The organism is Candidatus Melainabacteria bacterium (genome assembly GCA_016193285.1).
Taxonomy (GTDB): Bacteria; Cyanobacteriota; Vampirovibrionia; order 2-02-FULL-35-15; family 2-02-FULL-35-15; genus JACPSL01.
Map to the genome: position 1 here is coordinate 58174 of JACPSL010000006.1, position 18629 is coordinate 76802.

The window sequence follows — 18629 nt, forward strand, 5'->3', positions numbered from 1 at the left end:
ATAGATGAAAATTTTAAATTACCAAGTTCAATTAAAGAGTTTCATTTAAAGCAATATCAAATTTATTTTTATTAAATGAAAAGTAAACAAGAAAAAGGAGAAACATTCTAGAATTACCCTCGACAGGAATTGAACCTGCGACCTAGGCGTTAGGAGTGCCTTGCTCTATCCAACTGAGCTACGAGGGCAAATCCCTAAAACAAATCTATTATATAACCACTACCTTTATAGAGATTAGTTAGATAATTAACGTCTATTGGGTATGTATAGTTAAAATGTTTGATTTTATTCTTTAAATTATGGTTAAGAAAAAAAATATAAATAAATTACAATTTAGGCCTAAGCATTTTTGTTTTTGTTTGGCTTTAATGTTTTTATTTTTCATGGTTTTACCAACCTATGCAGAAAAACCTGTTACATATGGTAAAGGAATTTGGCTTAATGTTTGGAATTATCCTCCAAGTCCAGAAATATTTTGTGAATATCTAAAGTCAAAAGGGATAGATACAATTTATCTTCAAATATCCAGATCAAATATGCCTGCAATTAAAGATCCCTTAAAACTAAATAAGATAATTGCATCTGCACATAGCCGTGATATTAGGGTTATTGGTTGGACATATTCTTTTTTAAGAGTTCCCATTGCAGATGCCCAGAAATTTATCCGAGCTGTTTTTTATAAAACACCTAATGGTGATTCATTAGATGGTATGGCTGTCGACATAGAAGAAGTTACTGATTCTCGCTCTATAGAAACTTTTGCAAAAGTAGTTAGAAAATCTGTAGGGAAAAATTATCCTTTAATTGCAATTACTTTTTCTCCGTTTTTAAAAAGAGGAAGTCCTAAAAGTTATGCTTGGAAAACCATTGCAAATAATTTTGATGTTATTGCTCCAATGATATATTGGCATGGTTTTGTAAAACTTCGTTCTGAAAAAGGTGCATATAACTATACACTCCAAACAATTGCAAAAATAAAAGAGTACACGCAAAGAAATGATTTAAAGATTCATTTAATTGGCGATGGACAAAAGACATCAAGAGAAGAAATAACAGGTTTTTTAAAAGCTGCAAGTAAATATGGTGCAGATGCAGGCATAAGCTTGTATCCATGGTATGTCCCAAAAGAGCATCAGCTTGATACTTTAGGAATGTTTAACTTCTAAATATTAACCAACTAGTCTACACTTTTTTCCCAAGATCATTTCTTTTGTAGCTTTGTTTATATTTTTTTCACTTAAACTTTTTGCAAATAATCTTCTTAGTATGCTTGGTGAGAGTCTAAACTTAAAGTCCATTTCTTTAGCTGTCTTGTCAATTATGAGATTTATACTTCTTGTTGAAAGTGGGAGTCTTGAGTTTTTTAAGTCTTGCCATGGTAATACTCTACTAGAGATTAAATAATCATCTAATGAAACTTGTGTTTTTTTATTTAAGATTAAAAAATATTTTTCAATTAAATTAATAGTCTTTTTATCTAAAAAAGTTAATTGCTCTTTTGAAATTATAATTTGACCACTTGCAAGATTAATATCTTTTACTTTTAATGAAAGGAGTTGTTTTATGGTCAAGCCGCTCTTTGCAATAAGGGAGAAAATTAATTTATTCCTGATATTTTTTAAATCATCTTCTGGAAGTAATTCAATAAGGTTTAACACGTCTTCATGCTTAGCAGGCAAATTAAAATTTATTTCTGGCATTGGCAATGATATAAAAATAAATGGATCAGGTACATTTATTCCTGAATCAACTAAATATCTAATAAAGTTTCTAAGGACAGTTATTTTTCTTCTATAAGAAGCATAATTATATTTATTTTGAACTTTCCCTAAATATTCTTCTATAGCATCTTTGCTTGGTATTTCATTAATTTCTAGATTTAAGAAATATTTTAAAAATTGAGTTAAGTCTACTTGGTAAGCTCTGTATGTATGATAAGGTGCTTTTTTTATATTTTTTAACCATGATAAATAGTTTTGGATTGATTCATCTAAGAGTATCATTGTATTAATCATAAAAGATTTATGGAATCCATATCAACAATCATGCCTACTTTAGCATTTTTGTTTAGTTTTTGGAGTAAGTTATTAAATAAAAAACTTTTTGTTTCTTCATTTGTTGTTTTACATAAAATATGATAACGATATTTGCCATGCAATTTTGTAAAGAAACAAGGTGCAGGACCAAGGAGATGCAAGGTAGGAGCTGAGAGCTGAGAGCTAAGAGCCGAGAGCTCATTTAATACTTCATTTGCATAATTTTTGCAGGCATCTTCATCTTTGGATTGGAAAATAATTCTTGTAAGAGAAGTAAAAGGTGGATATAAAAATTGTTCTCTTTGTTTGATTTCTGTATTGTAAAAACCATGAAAGTCATGTTCTTGAATATATTTAAATAATTGGTTTTCTATTTGGTAAGTTTGAATAAAAACTTTTCCTGGTTTTTGTCCTCTTCCTGCTCTGCCTGTAACTTGAGTTAATAATTGGAATGCTCTCTCGTATGAAATATAATCCGGGAAGTTTAACATCGTGTCTGCTAATATGACACCTACAACAGTAACATTTGGTAAGTCTATTCCTTTTGCAACAAGCTGAGTTCCAATTAAAATGTCTGCTTTTCCTGATGAAAATTCCTGCCAAAGGTTTATATATTCATTTTTTCTTTTTAACTGATCACTGTCAACTCTAATTGTTTTAGCATCTTTAAATATCCTTTTAGTTTCCTCTTCTAGTTGTTGTGTCCCAAGTCCGAAATAAGTAAAATGAGGGCTTTTACAATTTGGACATTGAGGATGCTCATTTCCATAAGTTGTAAATGATTTTTTATAACCACAATGGTGGCAAATAATACTCTGAAGATTTTTATGAAATACAAGAGGGACAGAACAGTTTTTACAATATTGAATAAAACCACAAGCTCTGCAAAAGACATGACTTGAATATCCTCGCCTGTTTAATAGTAAAATTGCTTGCTCATTTTTACTTAATGCTTCATTAATATTATTTTCTAGTATTTTTGAGATTATATTTTTATTTGTTCTAGGAAATTCATTTTTTAAATCTATTACATAAACTCTCGGCATTGGGACATTTTCAATTCTTTCTGGCAGCTCCAGTATGGTTTGTTTTTGAAGACAATTATAGTAATCTGTAATATTTGGAGTTGCTGAACCTAAAATAAGTGGACATTTTTCTATTTGTGATCTTTTAATAGCTACTTGTTTTGTATCATAGCGGGGTAATGCTAATGATTGTTTGTATGCTGCTTCATGAGCCTCATCTATAATAATTAGGCCAATATTTTTAACTGGAGCTAAAATAGCTGATCTTGCTCCAAGAATAATATTTGCTTCTTTAAGTTTTGTCCAGTTTTCTAAGCGTTCTTTTTTGCTAAGTGAACTATGCCATATTATAATTTCAGAATTGCTAAACCTGTTTTTTAATCTTTCGTAAGTTTGAGGTACTAAATAAATTTCTGGTACAAGATAAATTATAGTTTTATTTTCTTTTAAAACTTCTTCGATTAATTTTAAATATACCTCTGTTTTGCCAGATCCAGTTACTCCATGAAGTAAAAAAACGTTTGATTCTTTGTTTTGAATTGTTTTTAAAATGACATTAAATGCATTTTGTTGAGCAGGATTTAATGTTGGAGGTTGGAGCTGAGCGTTGAGTGCTGAGTGCTGAGCGTTGAGTGCTGAGTGCTGAGTGCTGAGTGCTGAGTGCTTTTTTAACTGACTTAGAATCTCAGATATTATAGAGCTAGAAAGTACTATTCCAATATTTGTCAGGTAATATTTACTAATCCATTTTGCAAGTACAAGAAAGTTCTTATCCCATACAGGATCCTTAAAAACTATTTGGTAAATTGGTTTTATTTTAAATTCAGAAGTATTGTTCTTTTGTTCCTTGTCAGTTAGTATTTCTAAAACATACCCTATTAATTCTTTTTTCCCAAATGGTACTTTTACTATTAAACCTGGTTTAATTTCATTCTTTAATTCTTCTGGTATTGAATAATAAAAGAAATCGTTATATGAATAAGGAAGATCAATGGCTACTTTTGCTATAAGAGTTGGAACTTTTGTTTCTAATGAAACATTATTTTCTAAAATACTATTTACGGACATATTTATATCTTAGCTTACGCTATATGCTATACACTAGTAAAGATGCCCATTCTTCTAAACTTTTCTTGTCTGTCTTTCTTTAATTCATCACTTGAGAGCTTGTTTAATTCAGCTAAGTGTTTTTTAATTGATGTTAATAAATTTTCACTGGTTGTTTTTATGTCACGGTGTGCTCCGCCTTCTACTTCTGGAATTACTTCATCAATTACATTTAAGTTATATAAGTCATGAGCAGTTATTTTTAGAGCACTAGCTGCTTCAGGTGATTTATCTTTTGTGCGCCATAAAATAGCAGCACAACCTTCTGCTGATATTACTGAGTAAATAGCATTCTCCAACATTAAAACTCTGTTAGCAACTCCTAAAGCAAGAGCACCACCTGATCCACCTTCACCTGTTATAACTGAAATTACAGGAACAGTTAAACCTGCAAATTCTCTTAAGTTCATTGCAATAGCTTGGCTTTGATTATGAGCTTCTGCTTCAAGTCCTGGATAGGCTCCTGGTGTATCAATTAATGTAAGGATTGGCATGTTAAATTTATCTGCATGTTGTACTAACCTAAGTGCTTTTCTATAACCTTCCGGAGATGGCATACCAAAATTTCTTTTTTGATTTTCTTTAATGTTTCTTCCTTTCTCTGTAGCAATTACCATCACTGGTTCATTGTTAATTTCAATAAGTCCACCAATAATTGCACCATCATCCTTGCTTGTTCTGTCTCCATGAAGTTCATACCATATAGGGCTAATTAACTGAATGTAGTCAATTGGATATGGCCTTTGAGGATGCCTTGCAATTTTTATTCTGTCTACAGGAGCAAGGTTTTTGTAAATTTCACTTCTAACTTTTTCATATTGAGTTTTCAAATCATCTACAATTTTTTTATTGCCATTGTGTAAGCTTTTTTGTTCTAGTTCACTAATTTCTTTTGATAAGACAATTAGTGGTTTTTCAAAATCAAGTGGTAATATTTCTTGTTTCATTTTTATTTAAGCCTTTAGAAGAATTTCATCCTCGATTATTTGAAAATCAGAGCTTTTTATTGTTTTTTTAGAATGTAACCTGATTAAATTAGAAATAGTTTGTTTTAAATTATGTCTTGGTACTACCATATCTATTTGACCATTTTCAAGTAAATATTCTGCAGTCTGAAAATCTTTTGGTAGCTTTTGTCTTATAGTTTCTTCTATTACTCTTCTTCCAGCAAAGCCAATTCTTGCTTTAGGTTCAGCAATTATTATGTCACCAAGCATAGCAAAGCTTGCAGTAACACCTCCAAATGTTGGTTCAGTTAAAAGAGAAATGTAAAGTAATCTTTCTTCATGAAAAGTTCTAAGAGCACTTGCAGTTTTTGCCATCTGCATTAAGCTTAAAATTCCTTCATGCATTCTTGCACCACCTGAACTTGGCACAATAATTAGAGGTAATCTATCTTGAATCGCATGTTCTATTAGTTCTGTGATTTTTTCTCCTACAACTGACCCCATACTTCCACCAATATATTGAAACTCCATTGTTGCTATTGCAATACCTTGGTTATCTATTGTTCCAACTCCAGTAATAATTGCTTCATTTATACCAGAAGAAATTTTAGCCTCTCTTAAACGTTCTTTATATGGTTTTAAGTCTACAAAGTTTAATGGATCTGCTGGTAAAATATTTTCACCAGTTTCAGAAAAGCTTCCATAGTCAATTAAAAGATCAATTCTTTCTTGAGCTGCGAGTCTGTGATGGTAGTGACAATGCTTACAAACAGAAAAATTCTTTTTTAATTCACTTGTATATAAAAGTTCATTACAACCTTGACACTTTGTCCAAAGACTACATAATGTTTCATCACTTACTTGAGACTGTGATTTCAGGTCACCATTTGTAGCTAGCTTACTTTGTAACTTAGAGGCCTTTTTTAGCTGTCTATTTTGAAAAAATTCTTTAAGTCCCATATTTACCTCTTGTATAACTATTTATCCTTATTTTCATTCGTTATATTTTAGTTCTTTAATTACCTTGCTTAATCTATAACTTATATACTTTGTTATGATTTTGTAATTAAAAATTATATTAAAGTGATTATACAATCCAATGGTTAAACAAAAGCCAGAAAAAAATAAAAAAATAATTAATCACTAAAGGAGATTGATATCAGTGTCAGATATTAAAACTAAAAATGATTAGAAATTTAAAAATTGCATTTATTGCAGATGACATTAATAACTTTACTGAGTTTGATATCTTTCATAATGCAACATTTAGTTTAATGTTAGCTGCACAAAAGTTACAAGCAAAAGTTTTTCTTACTAAATCAAATAATTTAAAAATTGTTAATAATAAAGTTTTTGCTAAATTTGATGAGGTGGTATTAAAGCATGAACTAAAGAACTACTTAACAATTCAAAATAGCACTGAATGTCTTCTTGATTCTTTCAATATCATCTTCGCTAGGAAGGATCCACCAATAAATGAAAATTTTATTTCTTATGTTCAAACCTTACTCTTGGTTTCTAATGCTTTTATTATTAATAATCCAAAAGGTATTTTATCTGCAAATGAAAAATTATATGCTTTGAATTTTCCTCAAATTATTCCACCAACAATAGTTACTTCAGACATAAGTGAGATAAAAAACTTTTTAAATAGTTATAAGGAAGCTGTTATTAAACCCTTATTTAATAGGGGTGGAGAAGGTGTTTTTTATTTAAGCTTAAATGATAATACCTGTGAATCTATTATTGAATCAAGTACACAAAATGGAAATAAAACTGCATTGGTACAAAAATACCTTCCTGAAGTTATAAATGGTGATAAAAGAATAGTTCTTTTAAATGGTGTTCCTCTTGGTGCAATTTATAGAATACCTAAAGCTGGAGAGTTTAGAGCAAATATCAGGCGTGGTGCAAGTGTAAAAGCATGTAAACTTTCTAACAGAGATTTAGAAATTTGTGAGGCCTTAAAACCACTTTTACAAAAAGATAAGATTTACTTTGCTTCAATAGATGTTATTGGTGATTATTTAATTGAAGTAAATGTCACATGTCCTGCCAGCTTACAAGAAGTTGAAAGATGTACAGGAAGGCCAGCTGCAGAAGAAATTGTAAAATGGGCAATTAATAAAGTGTGATTTACACTGTTTGTGTGGGTATATATTCTGTAGGATATTAAGGGAGCATGGAAACATTAGCGACAGATTTAGAAGTTGCACAAATAGTAATTATAAGAATTTTAGTTTCTTTTATTTTAGGTGTAATTATTGGGATTGAAAGAGGGATAAGTCATAAAGTAGTTGGGTTTAGAACTTTGTCTCTTGTATGTGTAGGTTCAACAGGTTTTACATTAATTTCAATTTATGGATTTCATGGAGTAGATACTTCACGTGTAGCTGCTCAAATAGTTAGTGGTATTGGTTTTCTTGGTGCTGGTGCAATTCTTCACAGAGGATATATTACAAAAGGCTTAACTACTGCAACTGCACTTTGGGTTGCTGCAGCAGTTGGTATGGCTTGTGGTACAGGAATGTTTGTTCTTGCTTTTATAATTACTTTAATGTCATTAATTTTGCTTTGGGTTTTAAAGCCATTTAAGATTCATCTTGATCGTATGAGAGATGGTGATAATGGAAATAATAAACAAAATAAAAAGGAAGAAAATGAAGAATTCTGATTCTCTAGATCTACGCCACCTGGGAATTGAACCCAGTACCAATCGGTTAAAAGCCGAGTGCTCTACCGGTGAGCTAGTGGCGCACATGGGCAGATATTAGATTAGCATATTTAAATTAAAGATTTTCCTCTATTGATTGTAATTGTTTTAGAGAATATTTAAATATTACGTTTAGCACTCCAAAAGTTGGCAGTGCAAAAAGAACACCAATTAATCCTGCTGTTTTTAAACCAACTAAAACTGCTATTAATACTAATACTGGGTGCATTCCAATTGCATCTCCCATAATTCTTGGAGTAATAAAATTATCCTTGATTAGTCTTGTAAATCCTTCATATACTACAAGTGGTATCCAGACTTTGTATGGATCTGTAAGAGCAATAACAAGTAATGCAGGTACTAAACCTACCCATCCACCAACTACAGGGATAATACACCACAAGAAATGCCAAATAGCAAGGAGTAATGAATAAGGCACTTTCATTATTAAGTAAGTTGTAAACATAACTGTTGCATTGATTAAGGCTAACTTTACCATGCCACCATAAAATCCTCTTAAACATTTATCTAATTCAGTTATTAAACTACGAATATGACATTGATATTTTTTAGGAATGTACTGTGTAATGTCATCTGCAATTTTATGCCCATCCAATAAAAAGTAATATGAAGTAACAGCAGTAACTAGGATGTAAAAAATAAAATGAAAAGTACTAAGAGCAACTCCAAGAACATTTCCTATTGGGTCAACTGTTAAAGGGGTAAGTTTAGTTGTTACAATACTTTTAACAGTTGATAAATTAACATAAATATTATTTTTATTTAAAAATGTTTCTAATTTGCTAACTTTTCCATCTAGAAAATTTACTATGTTAGGAATTTCTTTAGTAAACTCACCAAATTCTTTTGTAACTTTTGGAGCTACAAAAATAAGTATTGTTATTAAGAAACCTAGGATTATAAGATATACAAGCATTACTGCAACGGTTCGAAATTTTACAATCCTGGTTAGTAAATCAACAGGCCCAATAAAAAGGTATGCTATTAAAATTGAAATTCCAATAATAACTAGAACGTCAGCAAAATATTTAGCAAACTTAACAAAAACAAAAAGTAAAAGTATTAATCCTGAAATTACTAAAAGTTGTTTTGCACGTCTTTCCCAAAATTCTGTCATTCTTTTAATGCTCCGTAACTTTTCCTATGACGGTATTAAACATTTTTTGTGGCAAGCAAAAGCTCCAACTCTATTTATAAGAGTGCCAATTTGTTCAATTTCAACAGCAATTTTATAATTCCTTTTTAATGGCCCAACACCTGAAGGAGTGCCAGTTAAAATGATATCACCTGGATATAAAGTCATTGCTCTAGAAACAAAACTTACAATGTACGGTATGTTAAAAATCATTGAGCCAGCTTTTGCAATTTGAACAGGTTTATCGTTTACATATGTTTTTAAAATTAGTTCTTGATAATTCAGAAACTCTTCTTTTGGCAAAATCCAAGGACCAACTGGACAAAATGTTTTAAAGCTTTTTGCTCTTGCCCATTGTCCATCTTTTTTTTGAAGATCCCTTGCTGTAATATCATTTGCACAGGTATAACCAAGTACAAAATCCATTGATTTATCTTCACTGACTTTTTCAGCTTCTTTTTTAATTACAATTGCAATTTCACCTTCATAATCCACCTGCATGGACTCATTTGGCAGAATTATTTTTTCTTCAGGACCAATTATTGAATTAAGAGCTTTTAAAAAAATAACTGGTTCTTCAGGAATAGTTGACTTAAATTCTTTAATATGACTTCTGTAGTTTTTTCCAATACAAACAATTTTTGTTGGACTTGCACAGAGTAAAGGATGCAAGTGATTAAAGTTAAATGGATTACCAGTTTTATTTGGATAGAAAATTGATTCAACAGGATAAACTAAGTTCTCATTTGAGTTATACAAACCATAGAAAGTTAATTTCTTGCGAGGATGAAAAAATCTACCTAAATATTTCATACTTTAAAACTATTTCGCCGTTTCTTTCCTTACGTCCCTTCTTTCCAAGAGTTCATATACTCGATTTGTTCAGGTGTTAACTTATCAATTTGAATCTCTAATGTTTTAAGCTTTATGCTTGCAATTTCTTTGTCAAGTTCATGTGGCAATTTTTGAACACCAGATTTTAACTTACCTTTATTTTTTACCAAATATTCAACAGCAAGTGCTTGATTTGCAAAACTCATATCCATTACAAGTGCAGGATGTCCTTCTGCTGCACTTAAATTCACAAGCCTTCCTTCAGCAAGGATATAAATCTTTTTATTATTTACTATATATTCTTCAAGAAATGGTCTAATTGTTTTTTTACTTGATGAGATTTGAGAGAGTGCTTGAAGATTTATTTCCAGATCAAAGTGTCCGGAATTACAAAGTATTGCTCCATCTTTTAAAAGCAAGAAATGTTGTTTATCAATTACTGACTTATTGCCTGTTACTGTTATAAAAACATCACCAATTTTACTTGCTTCACTAATTGATAAAACTTGATAACCATCCATTGTTGCTTCAAGAGCTTTAACAGGATTAATTTCAGTAACTATAACTCTTGCTCCAAGACCACTTGCTCTTTTTGCAACCCCTTTTCCACACCAGCCATATCCACAAATGACAACAATTTTTCCAGCAATTAAGATATTTGTTGCTCTTAAAATCCCATCTATGGTAGATTGACCAGTGCCATAACGGTTATCAAACATATGTTTTGTTTGAGAATCATTTACAGCAATTGCAGGAAAAGTAAGAACCCCATCTTTTTCCATTGAATGAAGTCTAACTAAACCTGTAGTAGTTTCTTCTGTTGTACCAATAATATTTTTTACAAGATCTTTTTTGTCTTTAAGCAATGTAGCAACAACATCTGATCCATCATCAATAATAATATTTGGCTCATGTGCTAAAGCAATTCCAACATGCTTTCTGTAAGTTTCAGTACTTTCACCTTTTATAGCAAAAACAGAAATGTTGTGATTTTTTACTAAACTTGCTGCTACATCATCTTGAGTACTTAATGGGTTACTTGCAATTAACAAACAATCTGCACCACCTGCTTGTAAAGTTAGTGCAAGAACTGCAGTTTCAGTTGTAACATGACAACATGCAGCAACCTTGATTTTACTTAGTGGTTTTTCTTTTGCAAATCTTTCTTTAATACCATTTAAGACTGGCATTTGGCTACCTGCCCATTTAATTCTTTCTTCTCCAGTATTTGCTAGCAACAGATCTTTAATTTCATTTTTAGCTATAGTCATTTCAATCATATTAACTCCTTATTATTAACCTAATTATTCTATCAAATATAATTAAACTATGAAGAAAACAACAATTGGATTGAATCCTATTTTAAAAACTCAACTAAAAAACATTCCACCATCTTCTGGCATTTACATGATGTTAGATAAAAGAGGAGAAGTTATATACATTGGTAAAGCAGTTAATTTGAAAGATAGAATTAGATCTTACTTAAATATAAAAAGCTGGAATACAAGACCAAAGCTTTATTTCATGATGCCTAAAGTACATGAAATAAAAACAGTTGTTACAAGATCAGAAAAAGAAGCTCTTATTTTAGAAGCTAATCTTGTAAACAAATATCAGCCAAAATATAACGTAACACTTAAAGATGATAAGAAATTCCCATGGTTAATGATTACTTATGATGAAAAGTATCCTCGCGTTGTACTCATTAGAGATGTAGCAGGGTTTAAGAAAAAATATCCTAAAACTAAAAATAAGTTCTTTGGTCCTTATAGTGATAGTAGTGCAATGTGGGAGACATATAAGATTTTAAAAGAAGGGTTTCAACTAAGGCTTCGAAAAAAGCCACTTTTTAAAGATAGACCTTGTATGAATTATCACTTAAGTCTTTGTTCTAGTCCTTGTCAAAATCTTATTACTTATAGTGACTACCACAAAATTGTAAAACAAGTAGAGGATTTTTTACTTGGTAAATATAATGTTGTTTTAAAAGAGTTAAATAAGGAAATGAATCAAGCAAGTAAGGAGCTTAAGTATGAAAAAGCTGCAAAAATCAGAGACACAATAAAAAAAATTGAAAAGGTTTTAGAAAAACAAATTGTAGTAAGTGCTGATGTAACTTTAAACCAGGATGTATTTGCATGTGATTATAAAAATCAAAATATGGTTTTAGAACTTCTCTTAATTCGAGAAGGAAAAATCATTGCAATTGAATCTTTAACAATCGTAATTCCTAAGGAAACAAATCTACTAGATGCTTTTAATGATGCAATTAAACAATATTACACAAGAATACAAGATGAAAATATCCCTTATGAAATTATTGTTCAATATGATCTTAAAGAGAAAGATTTTATAAAAGATTGGTTGGCTTCAAGGAAGCAAGGAGTAATTATTACATGTCCTAAAAAAGGTAAAAAATTAGAACTTGTAAAAATGGCTAAGCAAAATGCAAAATTTGCATTGCAAAAGATTTTATTAACAGGTGGTGATCTTGTAGGGGTATTGCATGCAATGCCCCTACAGGAATTAAAAAATAAATTAAATTTAAAAAATTATCCTCACCACATTGAATGTTTTGATGTTTCACATCTTGGTGGAACTAGTACAGCTGGTAGTATGGTTTGTTTTATAGATGGAGAACCTGATAAAAACCAATATAGGAAATTTAAATTAAAAACAGTATTAAATAAGATAGATGATTTTCAAGCAATTAAAGAAATTGTTAGCAGGAGATATAATAATCAACAATTACCAGATTTAATAATTATTGATGGTGGGAAGGGCCAATTAAATGCTGCTAAAGAAGCATTAGAAAATTTAACCATTGACTTAACAAAAACTGATCTAATTAGCATTGCAAAAAAATTAGAAGAAATCTTTATAGCAGGTAAAAGTAAATCAATTTTACTTAATAGTAATTCAAAAGTTTTACATTTATTGCAAAGAATTCGTGATGAGGCACATAGATTTGCAATTACTTATCAAAGAGATACTAGAACAAAAAACTTATTTCAACATGTTAAAAACTAAACAACTAATTACAGATATTGCTCTTGAATTAGGTTTTGATGCTGTAGGAATTACTCTGGCAAATGATTTAAATAGTTCTAATGAACATTTTTTAAACTGGCGAGAAAAAGGTTTTGCTAGTGATATGAGTTATTTACTTAGGGAAGATCCTATAAATGCAAAACCAAAGAAGTTACTACCCGATGCAAAATCAATTATTACACTCTTAGTGAATTATTATTCTGAAGCACCTAATGATCCTGGGCTAAATTATGGAAGAGTAGCTGCATATGCAGTAGGACTTGATTATCATAAAGTGCTTAGAAAAAAAATTAAACAGTTTCAAGAAAAATTAAAAAAAGAATTTGGAAATTATTTTTTATCAAGGGGCTTTACTGACTCAGTTCCACTTTTAGAAAAGTCATTTGCTCGTAATTCTGGGCTTGGATTTTTCGGTAAGAATACATTAATTATAAATAAGCCTTTTGGTTCATATTTTTTTATTTGTGAAATTATTTCAAATCTTGAAATTGAGGTAGAGACGCCCCGGTGGGGCGTCTCTACCTGCGGCAAATGTACAAGGTGTATTAATGTTTGTCCAACAAATGCTCTGGGAAACGGATACAGGTTAGATGCACGTCTTTGCATTTCATATCAAACAATTGAAAATAAAAATATTATCCCGCTTGAATTAAGAGAAAAAATTGGACCTTGGGTTTTTGGTTGTGATCTTTGTCAGACAGTTTGTCCTTATAATAAAAAAAATATACAAACTAAATGGAAAGAATTTAAACCTGAAAATGGTTTTGGTCACTGGATAAAATTAAGAGATATTTTAAATATTAGGTCTGATGAAGAATTCCATAAGAAGTTTTCTTGTACTTCTTTAACAAGGCCTAAACGATCTGGCTTAATTAGAAATGCAGCAATAGTAGCTGGAAACAGATTGTCAGAAGAAGCATTGCCAGAACTTATATGGCTTAGTAAAAATGAAAGTGATCCAATTATTCGTGAGCATGTATTATGGGCATTGTCGAGATATTAAGTAGCAGTAAAGTAATCTTGTTCTTATCTTAAATATTTTAATAATTCATTATGAATAAATCCATTTGAAGCAAGAATATTTTTGTCATAGATACTATATTTATTACCTTTTAATCCTGTAATTTTTCCAAGAGCTTCTTTTAAAATTAAAACTCCACTAGCAACATCCCAAGGGTTTAATTCTTTTTCCCAGAAAGCATCTACTCTACCACAAGCTACATAACACAGATCAAGTGCAGCTGCACCATCTCTTCTTACACCATGACTTTTTGTAGTTAGTGTTTGAAAGTTTTTAAAATTTTCTTGTTTAGAAGATACGCCATCATGTGAAAATCCAGTAACAAGTAAACTTTCTTTAATTTTTTTTACTTTTGAAACTGAAATTGGTTTCCCATTTAATTTTGCACCCTTTCCTTTTCTTGCACTGTAAAACTCGTTGGTTATTGGGTTTTTTACTAAACCAAATTGTAAAATATCGTTTATTGCAAAACCAACTGAAATACAAAAGAAGGGATAGCCGTGAGCAAAGTTTGTGGTTCCATCAATTGGATCAATAAACCATTTATATTTTGGATTTTTAATTTTTTTTCCTGATTCTTCAGCTATGATTGAATGTTCAGGATATCTGGAAGTGATTTTTCTGAGGATTAGTTCTTCAACTTCATGATCAACATTTGTAACTAAATTTGCAAAACTTTTTTTATAAGAAATTGTTCTAATGTTCTTATAATTTTTTAGTATTAATTTACTTGCTTTTTCAATTAGTTCTTTTGCAAAATTAAATGTGTTGTTCACCACAAACCTAATTTTAAATTTTTTCACCTCTTTTCTTAACCTTTTTGTTCTTAACCTGGTTAAGATAATTCTTTTTTTAGGGTGTAATTTAGCAAATTTTGTGTTTTTTTAAATTTTTAATGTATAGATATTACCAATTATAAAATATTTGTGTATTTTTCAATACATTATTCTTTACTGGGATAAATTATTAATGCGGGAATTTAATAGAAAGGAAAAACAGAGGAGACATATGGATACACTAACTCAAAACACACAACAAAGCCGAAAGAAAACTGGTCCAAAGCCACTATATGGAGAAGCTAAAAAGATGGTTTCATTCCGTCTTTCTCCAAGAGCGCTAGAAATAATCAGATGTGTTGCTACACAAAAAGGTGTTAGCCAAGCTGAAGTAATAGAACAATGGGCTCGTTTAATCGGTAGTAATTCAGATAGCTTTTTTACACAGAAGTCAGAAGCATCAAATGAATTAGTACCATCTTTAAATTAATAGGCTTTATATTAAATTAAAAATACTCTGCTTTGGTAAAAAGTGGGGTATTTTTTTTATAACTTTTAAATTTTTAAACTACCGAACTAATTAAAGGTTTTGATCCTTCTTCGGATTCTTTAGATTCTTTTTTTATTGTTTCGTTTTTGTGTTGAGCTAAATATCTTCTTAGTGCTTCTCTAATAAGCGAACTTCTTGTTCTATGTTCAAGTTCAGCAATTTTATCAACTTCTTCTAAAAACTCATTTTGAAAATTTACTAGGACTTTTGTCATGATTAAATTCCCTTTCGTTAAAAATAATTTTATCAGCTAATTAATAAAAGAACATTTTAGTTTATAAATTTACTTGCAGATCTTATGATCTCATAAATATTGTCATACTTTGGTTTCCAGTTTAAATCTTTTTGTATTTTTGTAGAATCTGCAATTAAAATAGGAGGATCTCCAGCTCGTCTTTTAGAAATTTTATATTGAATATCAAAATTAAAAACCTCTTTAGCTGCATTTACAATTTCAAGTACTGAGTACCCATGCCCATATCCAATGTTATAAATGTTTTCATGCGTATTTCCATTGATTAATGCCTCAATAGCTTTTAAGTGTGCATAAATCAAATCAATTACATGTACATAATCCCTAATTGCTGTACCATCTTTAGTGTCATAATCATTTCCATAAACATTTAAATCATAATTCTTATTTTTTACTGCCTTAATAACTAATGGAATCAAATGAGTTTCCAGGTTGTGGTTTTCACCCCTGTTTTTACTTGCTCCTGCAACATTAAAATACCTAAGTGCAAAATAGTCGAAATTATATGATTTTTTATACCATTCTAATGACTTTTCAAATATTAATTTTGATTCACCATATGGATTAATTGGTCTTGTAAGTGTTGTTTCTTTTATTGGCATTTCATTTTGATTAGGAATCCCGTAGACTGCACAAGTCGATGAAAATACAATTTTTTTTACATTGAAAAGATTCATTACATTCAGAAGGTTTTGTGCTTGACAAAAATTTGTATCGAAGTACTGAAATGGATCTTTTATAGATTCTTCAACCAGTGCTCTTCCAGCAATATGTAAAACCACATCAATTTTGTTTTCAGTAAAAATTTTTTCAAGAACTTTTGTATCTCCTAAATCAGCATTATAAAAAGCTACATTAGGGAATAATGATTCCTTATGACCTGTTGTTAAATTGTCTAAGACAATTGTTTTATATCCTTCAGAGAGTAAAATCTCAACAGCAACGCTTCCTATATATCCTGCACCACCAGTTATTAATATTGAACATGCCAATTTTTTAGTTATTTCTTTTTCTTACCTACATTCATTTTGTTACTTAAGTTCATTTTGTTGCCAAGTAATATTCTTTGTAGTTCTGCTGTTGCAGCTCTTAATCTTCTTGAAACTTGCATTTGTGATATTCCTAACCTTTTTGCTACTTCTGTCTGGCTTAAATCTTGATAAAAGGTCATTTCAACTACTTGTCTTAAATTTTCTTTGAGTTTTTTGATTGCTGCTTGAAGCATTATATTGTCTTCTTCAGAATGAAATTTTAAGTGATGTGCACTATCTTCAAGTGTGTCAAGTAGCAATTGTTCACTTGTTCCATCTGTTGCTAAAGCTTGGTCTAAAGAAATTAAAGTCCTTCTTCTGTCAACTTCATAAGCTTCAGAGACTCTGTCTGCTGGGAGTTCTAACACTTCTGCAACTTCTGCATCAGTTGGCTCTCGCCCTAGTCTATGAATTAAATCTTGAACTAGTCTTGAAATTCTAAAACTCAATTCTTGAAGTTCTCTTGGTGCCCTAATCATTGAAGTTTTATCTCTTAGATAATGCCTGATCTCACCAGTAATAAGATGTGTAGCATAAGTATGAAATTTTGCTCCAGCAGTAGGATCAAACTGTTCAATAGCTTTAACAAGGCCAATACTTCCAACTTGTATTAAATCTTCTACAGGGTCTGTACTTCTTCTTGCAAGCCCATAAGCTATTCGTTTAACTAATGAAATACAACAATGGACTATTTTATCTCTTATAACATTGTCTTTTTTTTTATGATATTCAACAAGAAACATGTGAATGTCTTTGCTGTCTAAATCATCATTGTCTATTATGTCTGGATCAAGAGAATCAAATGGACTAATTGGCATTTAAAAATTATCCTTTATGTAATAGAAGTTAAATAATTTTATTACTTTTAGAATAAAATTGTTTATTTAAATGTTACCATACCACTTGAATAGCTAAAAAGTGAAACTTTTACAAATTGAAAATTTAACAATATCTTTTGACAGCATGAAAGCAGTTGACTTGCTATCTCTAGACCTTAATTCTAGTGAAATTGTAGGTTTAGTTGGTGAATCTGGTTGTGGAAAATCTTTAAGTGCTTTTTCAATTTTAGGAATTTCTCCACCAAGCAGTAAGTTGACAGGAAAAATATTTTATAAAGGTACAGATCTTTTATCTTTAGATGATGAATCTAAAAGAAAAATAAGAGGTAATAAAATATCCCTTATACCTCAAGATCCCTTAAGTGCATTAAATCCAGTTTTTACAATTGGTGAACAAATAACTGAAGTATTAGAGGTGCATAAAAATGCCTCTCAAAAAGAAGCATTCTCAAAAGCCAAAATTGCTTTAGAGAATGTAAATATACCAAGTGGTAGTCAACGTTTAAAAGATTACCCACATCAATTTTCTGGTGGGATGAAACAAAGAGCACTAATTGCTATGGCATTAATTACTGAACCAGATATCTTAGTTGCTGATGAACCTACAACCGCATTAGATGTAACAATTCAACTTCAAATACTTGAGATCATGAAATTAATTAAAAATAAAGGTAAAGGAATTCTTTTAATTACTCATGACTTAGCTCTTGTCTCTGAAGTGTGTGACAGGGTTTATGTAATGTATTTAGGAAAAGTTGTTGAATCCGGAAGTACAAAAGAAATATTTATAAACCCAAGACATCCTTATACTATTGGGCTTTTAAATTCACTGCCAGATAAAAGTAAAAAATTACTAAGCCCAATAATTGGTCAGCCGCCAAGCATATACTCTATTCCAGAAGGTTGTGCTTTTCACACTAGGTGCCCTTTTGTTTTTGACAGATGTAAAAAAGAAGTACCAGAATTATATACAGTGCAAAATAATCAAGAACATAAAAGTAGATGTTTTTTAGAAAGACTACAGACTAGAGACTATAGACTATAGACCTAGGAAAGGTCTATGGTCTTTGGTCTTTGGTCTATGTTCTGAATGAGCCATTGCCGCAAGTTTAAAACTTAACAATTAATTTTTTTCGTAGAATGCAGAATTGGGATCAAATAAAGCATTTTAGGTCTGAAAAATAGATTTTTCTGTAGGCCATTTGAATTAACCATATTGAGGTATTACTGGAAAATAAAGATGATATTTAAAGAATATCGTGTACATCTACAGAGAAAGCAAGATTGATA

General features: G+C 30.4%; 18 protein-coding genes and 2 tRNA genes. 7 read left to right on the top strand and 13 right to left on the bottom strand.

Annotation, left to right across the window (positions count from 1 at the left end):
- Positions 1-114: 114 nt before the first annotated feature.
- A tRNA-Arg gene (locus HYY52_01195) sits at positions 115-188 on the bottom strand.
- Positions 189-299: 111 nt separating this feature from the next.
- Between HYY52_01195 and HYY52_01200 the strand changes: the two genes are divergently transcribed.
- Positions 300-1166 (top strand): hypothetical protein, encoded by an 867-nt coding sequence (locus tag HYY52_01200; protein ID MBI2995312.1) that lies wholly within the window; start codon positions 300-302, stop codon positions 1164-1166.
- A gap of 3 nt (positions 1167-1169) precedes the next feature.
- Here the strand turns inward: HYY52_01200 and HYY52_01205 are convergent, their stop codons facing one another.
- Genes HYY52_01205 through HYY52_01220 form a run of 4 tightly spaced genes read right to left on the bottom strand, consistent with a single transcriptional unit; the run spans position 1170 to position 6075 of the window.
- On the bottom strand, positions 1170-2015 hold the full coding sequence (locus tag HYY52_01205) for a tyrosine-type recombinase/integrase (protein ID MBI2995313.1): 846 nt from the start codon (positions 2013-2015) through the stop codon (positions 1170-1172).
- Positions 2012-4129 (bottom strand): primosomal protein N', encoded by a 2118-nt coding sequence (gene priA, locus HYY52_01210; GenBank protein ID MBI2995314.1) that lies wholly within the window; start codon positions 4127-4129, stop codon positions 2012-2014. Before priA ends, HYY52_01205 begins: the two co-directional genes overlap by 4 nt.
- A gap of 26 nt (positions 4130-4155) precedes the next feature.
- A complete protein-coding gene (locus HYY52_01215) occupies positions 4156-5115 on the bottom strand; it encodes an acetyl-CoA carboxylase carboxyltransferase subunit alpha (GenBank protein MBI2995315.1) in 960 nt (319 codons plus the stop codon).
- Positions 5116-5121: 6 nt separating this feature from the next.
- The gene (locus tag HYY52_01220) at positions 5122-6075 is read right to left on the bottom strand and encodes an acetyl-CoA carboxylase carboxyltransferase subunit beta (GenBank protein MBI2995316.1); all 954 of its coding nucleotides are present in this window, start codon (positions 6073-6075) and stop codon (positions 5122-5124) included.
- A 224-nt stretch (positions 6076-6299) separates the two neighbouring features.
- Between HYY52_01220 and gshB the strand changes: the two genes are divergently transcribed.
- Positions 6300-7250, top strand: a complete 951-nt coding sequence (gene gshB, locus HYY52_01225) for a glutathione synthase (GenBank protein ID MBI2995317.1) — start codon at positions 6300-6302, stop codon at positions 7248-7250.
- Positions 7251-7297: 47 nt separating this feature from the next.
- Complete coding sequence (locus HYY52_01230) at positions 7298-7789, top strand: MgtC/SapB family protein (GenBank protein ID MBI2995318.1); 492 nt, start codon at positions 7298-7300, stop codon at positions 7787-7789.
- 11 nt (positions 7790-7800) lie between these two features.
- Here the strand turns inward: HYY52_01230 and HYY52_01235 are convergent.
- From HYY52_01235 to HYY52_01250, 4 genes are all read right to left on the bottom strand, one after another.
- Positions 7801-7872: transfer RNA gene (locus HYY52_01235), tRNA-Lys, on the bottom strand.
- A 32-nt stretch (positions 7873-7904) separates the two neighbouring features.
- The gene (locus HYY52_01240) at positions 7905-8966 is read right to left on the bottom strand and encodes an AI-2E family transporter (protein MBI2995319.1); all 1062 of its coding nucleotides are present in this window, start codon (positions 8964-8966) and stop codon (positions 7905-7907) included.
- A 24-nt stretch (positions 8967-8990) separates the two neighbouring features.
- Entirely contained in the window at positions 8991-9797 is an 807-nt protein-coding gene (locus HYY52_01245) for a fumarylacetoacetate hydrolase family protein (protein ID MBI2995320.1), read from the bottom strand.
- A 29-nt stretch (positions 9798-9826) separates the two neighbouring features.
- On the bottom strand, positions 9827-11089 hold the full coding sequence (locus HYY52_01250) for an adenosylhomocysteinase (protein MBI2995321.1): 1263 nt from the start codon (positions 11087-11089) through the stop codon (positions 9827-9829).
- Between the two features lie 58 nt (positions 11090-11147).
- Here HYY52_01250 and uvrC point away from each other — a divergent pair, with 58 nt between their 5' ends.
- Both uvrC and queG read left to right on the top strand, forming a co-directional pair.
- The gene (gene uvrC / locus HYY52_01255) at positions 11148-12848 is read left to right on the top strand and encodes an excinuclease ABC subunit UvrC (GenBank protein ID MBI2995322.1); all 1701 of its coding nucleotides are present in this window, start codon (positions 11148-11150) and stop codon (positions 12846-12848) included.
- On the top strand, positions 12835-13872 hold the full coding sequence (queG, locus tag HYY52_01260; protein MBI2995323.1) for a tRNA epoxyqueuosine(34) reductase QueG: 1038 nt from the start codon (positions 12835-12837) through the stop codon (positions 13870-13872). Before uvrC ends, queG begins: the two co-directional genes overlap by 14 nt.
- Positions 13873-13895: 23 nt before the next feature.
- On the opposite strand, the gene HYY52_01265 is transcribed toward queG, so the two are convergent.
- Positions 13896-14669: an inositol monophosphatase gene (locus HYY52_01265; protein MBI2995324.1), complete on the bottom strand. Its 774-nt coding sequence runs from the start codon at positions 14667-14669 to the stop codon at positions 13896-13898.
- Positions 14670-14898: 229 nt separating this feature from the next.
- On the opposite strand from HYY52_01265, the gene HYY52_01270 reads away from it, so the two are divergent.
- Positions 14899-15156 carry a hypothetical protein gene (locus tag HYY52_01270; GenBank protein MBI2995325.1) on the top strand — a complete coding sequence of 86 codons (258 nt, stop codon included), beginning with the start codon at positions 14899-14901 and terminating at the stop codon, positions 15154-15156.
- A gap of 73 nt (positions 15157-15229) precedes the next feature.
- Here the strand turns inward: HYY52_01270 and HYY52_01275 are convergent, their stop codons facing one another.
- Genes HYY52_01275 through HYY52_01285 form a run of 3 tightly spaced genes read right to left on the bottom strand, consistent with a single transcriptional unit; the run spans position 15230 to position 17318 of the window.
- Positions 15230-15430 (bottom strand): ribbon-helix-helix protein, CopG family, encoded by a 201-nt coding sequence (locus HYY52_01275; protein MBI2995326.1) that lies wholly within the window; start codon positions 15428-15430, stop codon positions 15230-15232.
- Positions 15431-15486: 56 nt separating this feature from the next.
- Complete coding sequence (gene galE / locus HYY52_01280) at positions 15487-16461, bottom strand: UDP-glucose 4-epimerase GalE (protein MBI2995327.1); 975 nt, start codon at positions 16459-16461, stop codon at positions 15487-15489.
- 8 nt (positions 16462-16469) lie between these two features.
- Entirely contained in the window at positions 16470-17318 is an 849-nt protein-coding gene (locus HYY52_01285) for a sigma-70 family RNA polymerase sigma factor (protein MBI2995328.1), read from the bottom strand.
- Positions 17319-17463: 145 nt separating this feature from the next.
- Here HYY52_01285 and HYY52_01290 point away from each other — a divergent pair, with 145 nt between their 5' ends.
- Entirely contained in the window at positions 17464-18384 is a 921-nt protein-coding gene (locus tag HYY52_01290) for an ABC transporter ATP-binding protein (protein ID MBI2995329.1), read from the top strand.
- The last annotated feature ends 245 nt before the right edge of the window (positions 18385-18629 follow it).

Excerpts from the sequence above, each read along its gene's own strand:
- HYY52_01240 (MBI2995319.1), bottom strand. The coding sequence starts at position 8,966 with ATGACAGAATTTTGGGAAAGACGTGCAAAACAACTTTTAGTAATTTCA.
- HYY52_01285 (MBI2995328.1), bottom strand. The coding sequence starts at position 17,318 with ATGCCAATTAGTCCATTTGATTCTCTTGATCCAGACATAATAGACAAT.
- HYY52_01275 (MBI2995326.1), bottom strand. The coding sequence starts at position 15,430 with ATGACAAAAGTCCTAGTAAATTTTCAAAATGAGTTTTTAGAAGAAGTT.
- HYY52_01290 (MBI2995329.1), top strand. The coding sequence starts at position 17,464 with ATGAAAGCAGTTGACTTGCTATCTCTAGACCTTAATTCTAGTGAAATT.
- priA (MBI2995314.1), bottom strand. The coding sequence starts at position 4,129 with ATGTCCGTAAATAGTATTTTAGAAAATAATGTTTCATTAGAAACAAAA.
- uvrC (MBI2995322.1), top strand. The coding sequence starts at position 11,148 with ATGAAGAAAACAACAATTGGATTGAATCCTATTTTAAAAACTCAACTA.
- HYY52_01220 (MBI2995316.1), bottom strand. The coding sequence starts at position 6,075 with ATGGGACTTAAAGAATTTTTTCAAAATAGACAGCTAAAAAAGGCCTCT.
- gshB (MBI2995317.1), top strand. The coding sequence starts at position 6,300 with ATGATTAGAAATTTAAAAATTGCATTTATTGCAGATGACATTAATAAC.
- HYY52_01250 (MBI2995321.1), bottom strand. The coding sequence starts at position 11,089 with ATGACTATAGCTAAAAATGAAATTAAAGATCTGTTGCTAGCAAATACT.
- HYY52_01205 (MBI2995313.1), bottom strand. The coding sequence starts at position 2,015 with ATGATTAATACAATGATACTCTTAGATGAATCAATCCAAAACTATTTA.
- HYY52_01245 (MBI2995320.1), bottom strand. The coding sequence starts at position 9,797 with ATGAAATATTTAGGTAGATTTTTTCATCCTCGCAAGAAATTAACTTTC.
- HYY52_01230 (MBI2995318.1), top strand. The coding sequence starts at position 7,298 with ATGGAAACATTAGCGACAGATTTAGAAGTTGCACAAATAGTAATTATA.
- HYY52_01215 (MBI2995315.1), bottom strand. The coding sequence starts at position 5,115 with ATGAAACAAGAAATATTACCACTTGATTTTGAAAAACCACTAATTGTC.
- HYY52_01200 (MBI2995312.1), top strand. The coding sequence starts at position 300 with ATGGTTAAGAAAAAAAATATAAATAAATTACAATTTAGGCCTAAGCAT.
- HYY52_01270 (MBI2995325.1), top strand. The coding sequence starts at position 14,899 with ATGGATACACTAACTCAAAACACACAACAAAGCCGAAAGAAAACTGGT.
- queG (MBI2995323.1), top strand. The coding sequence starts at position 12,835 with ATGTTAAAAACTAAACAACTAATTACAGATATTGCTCTTGAATTAGGT.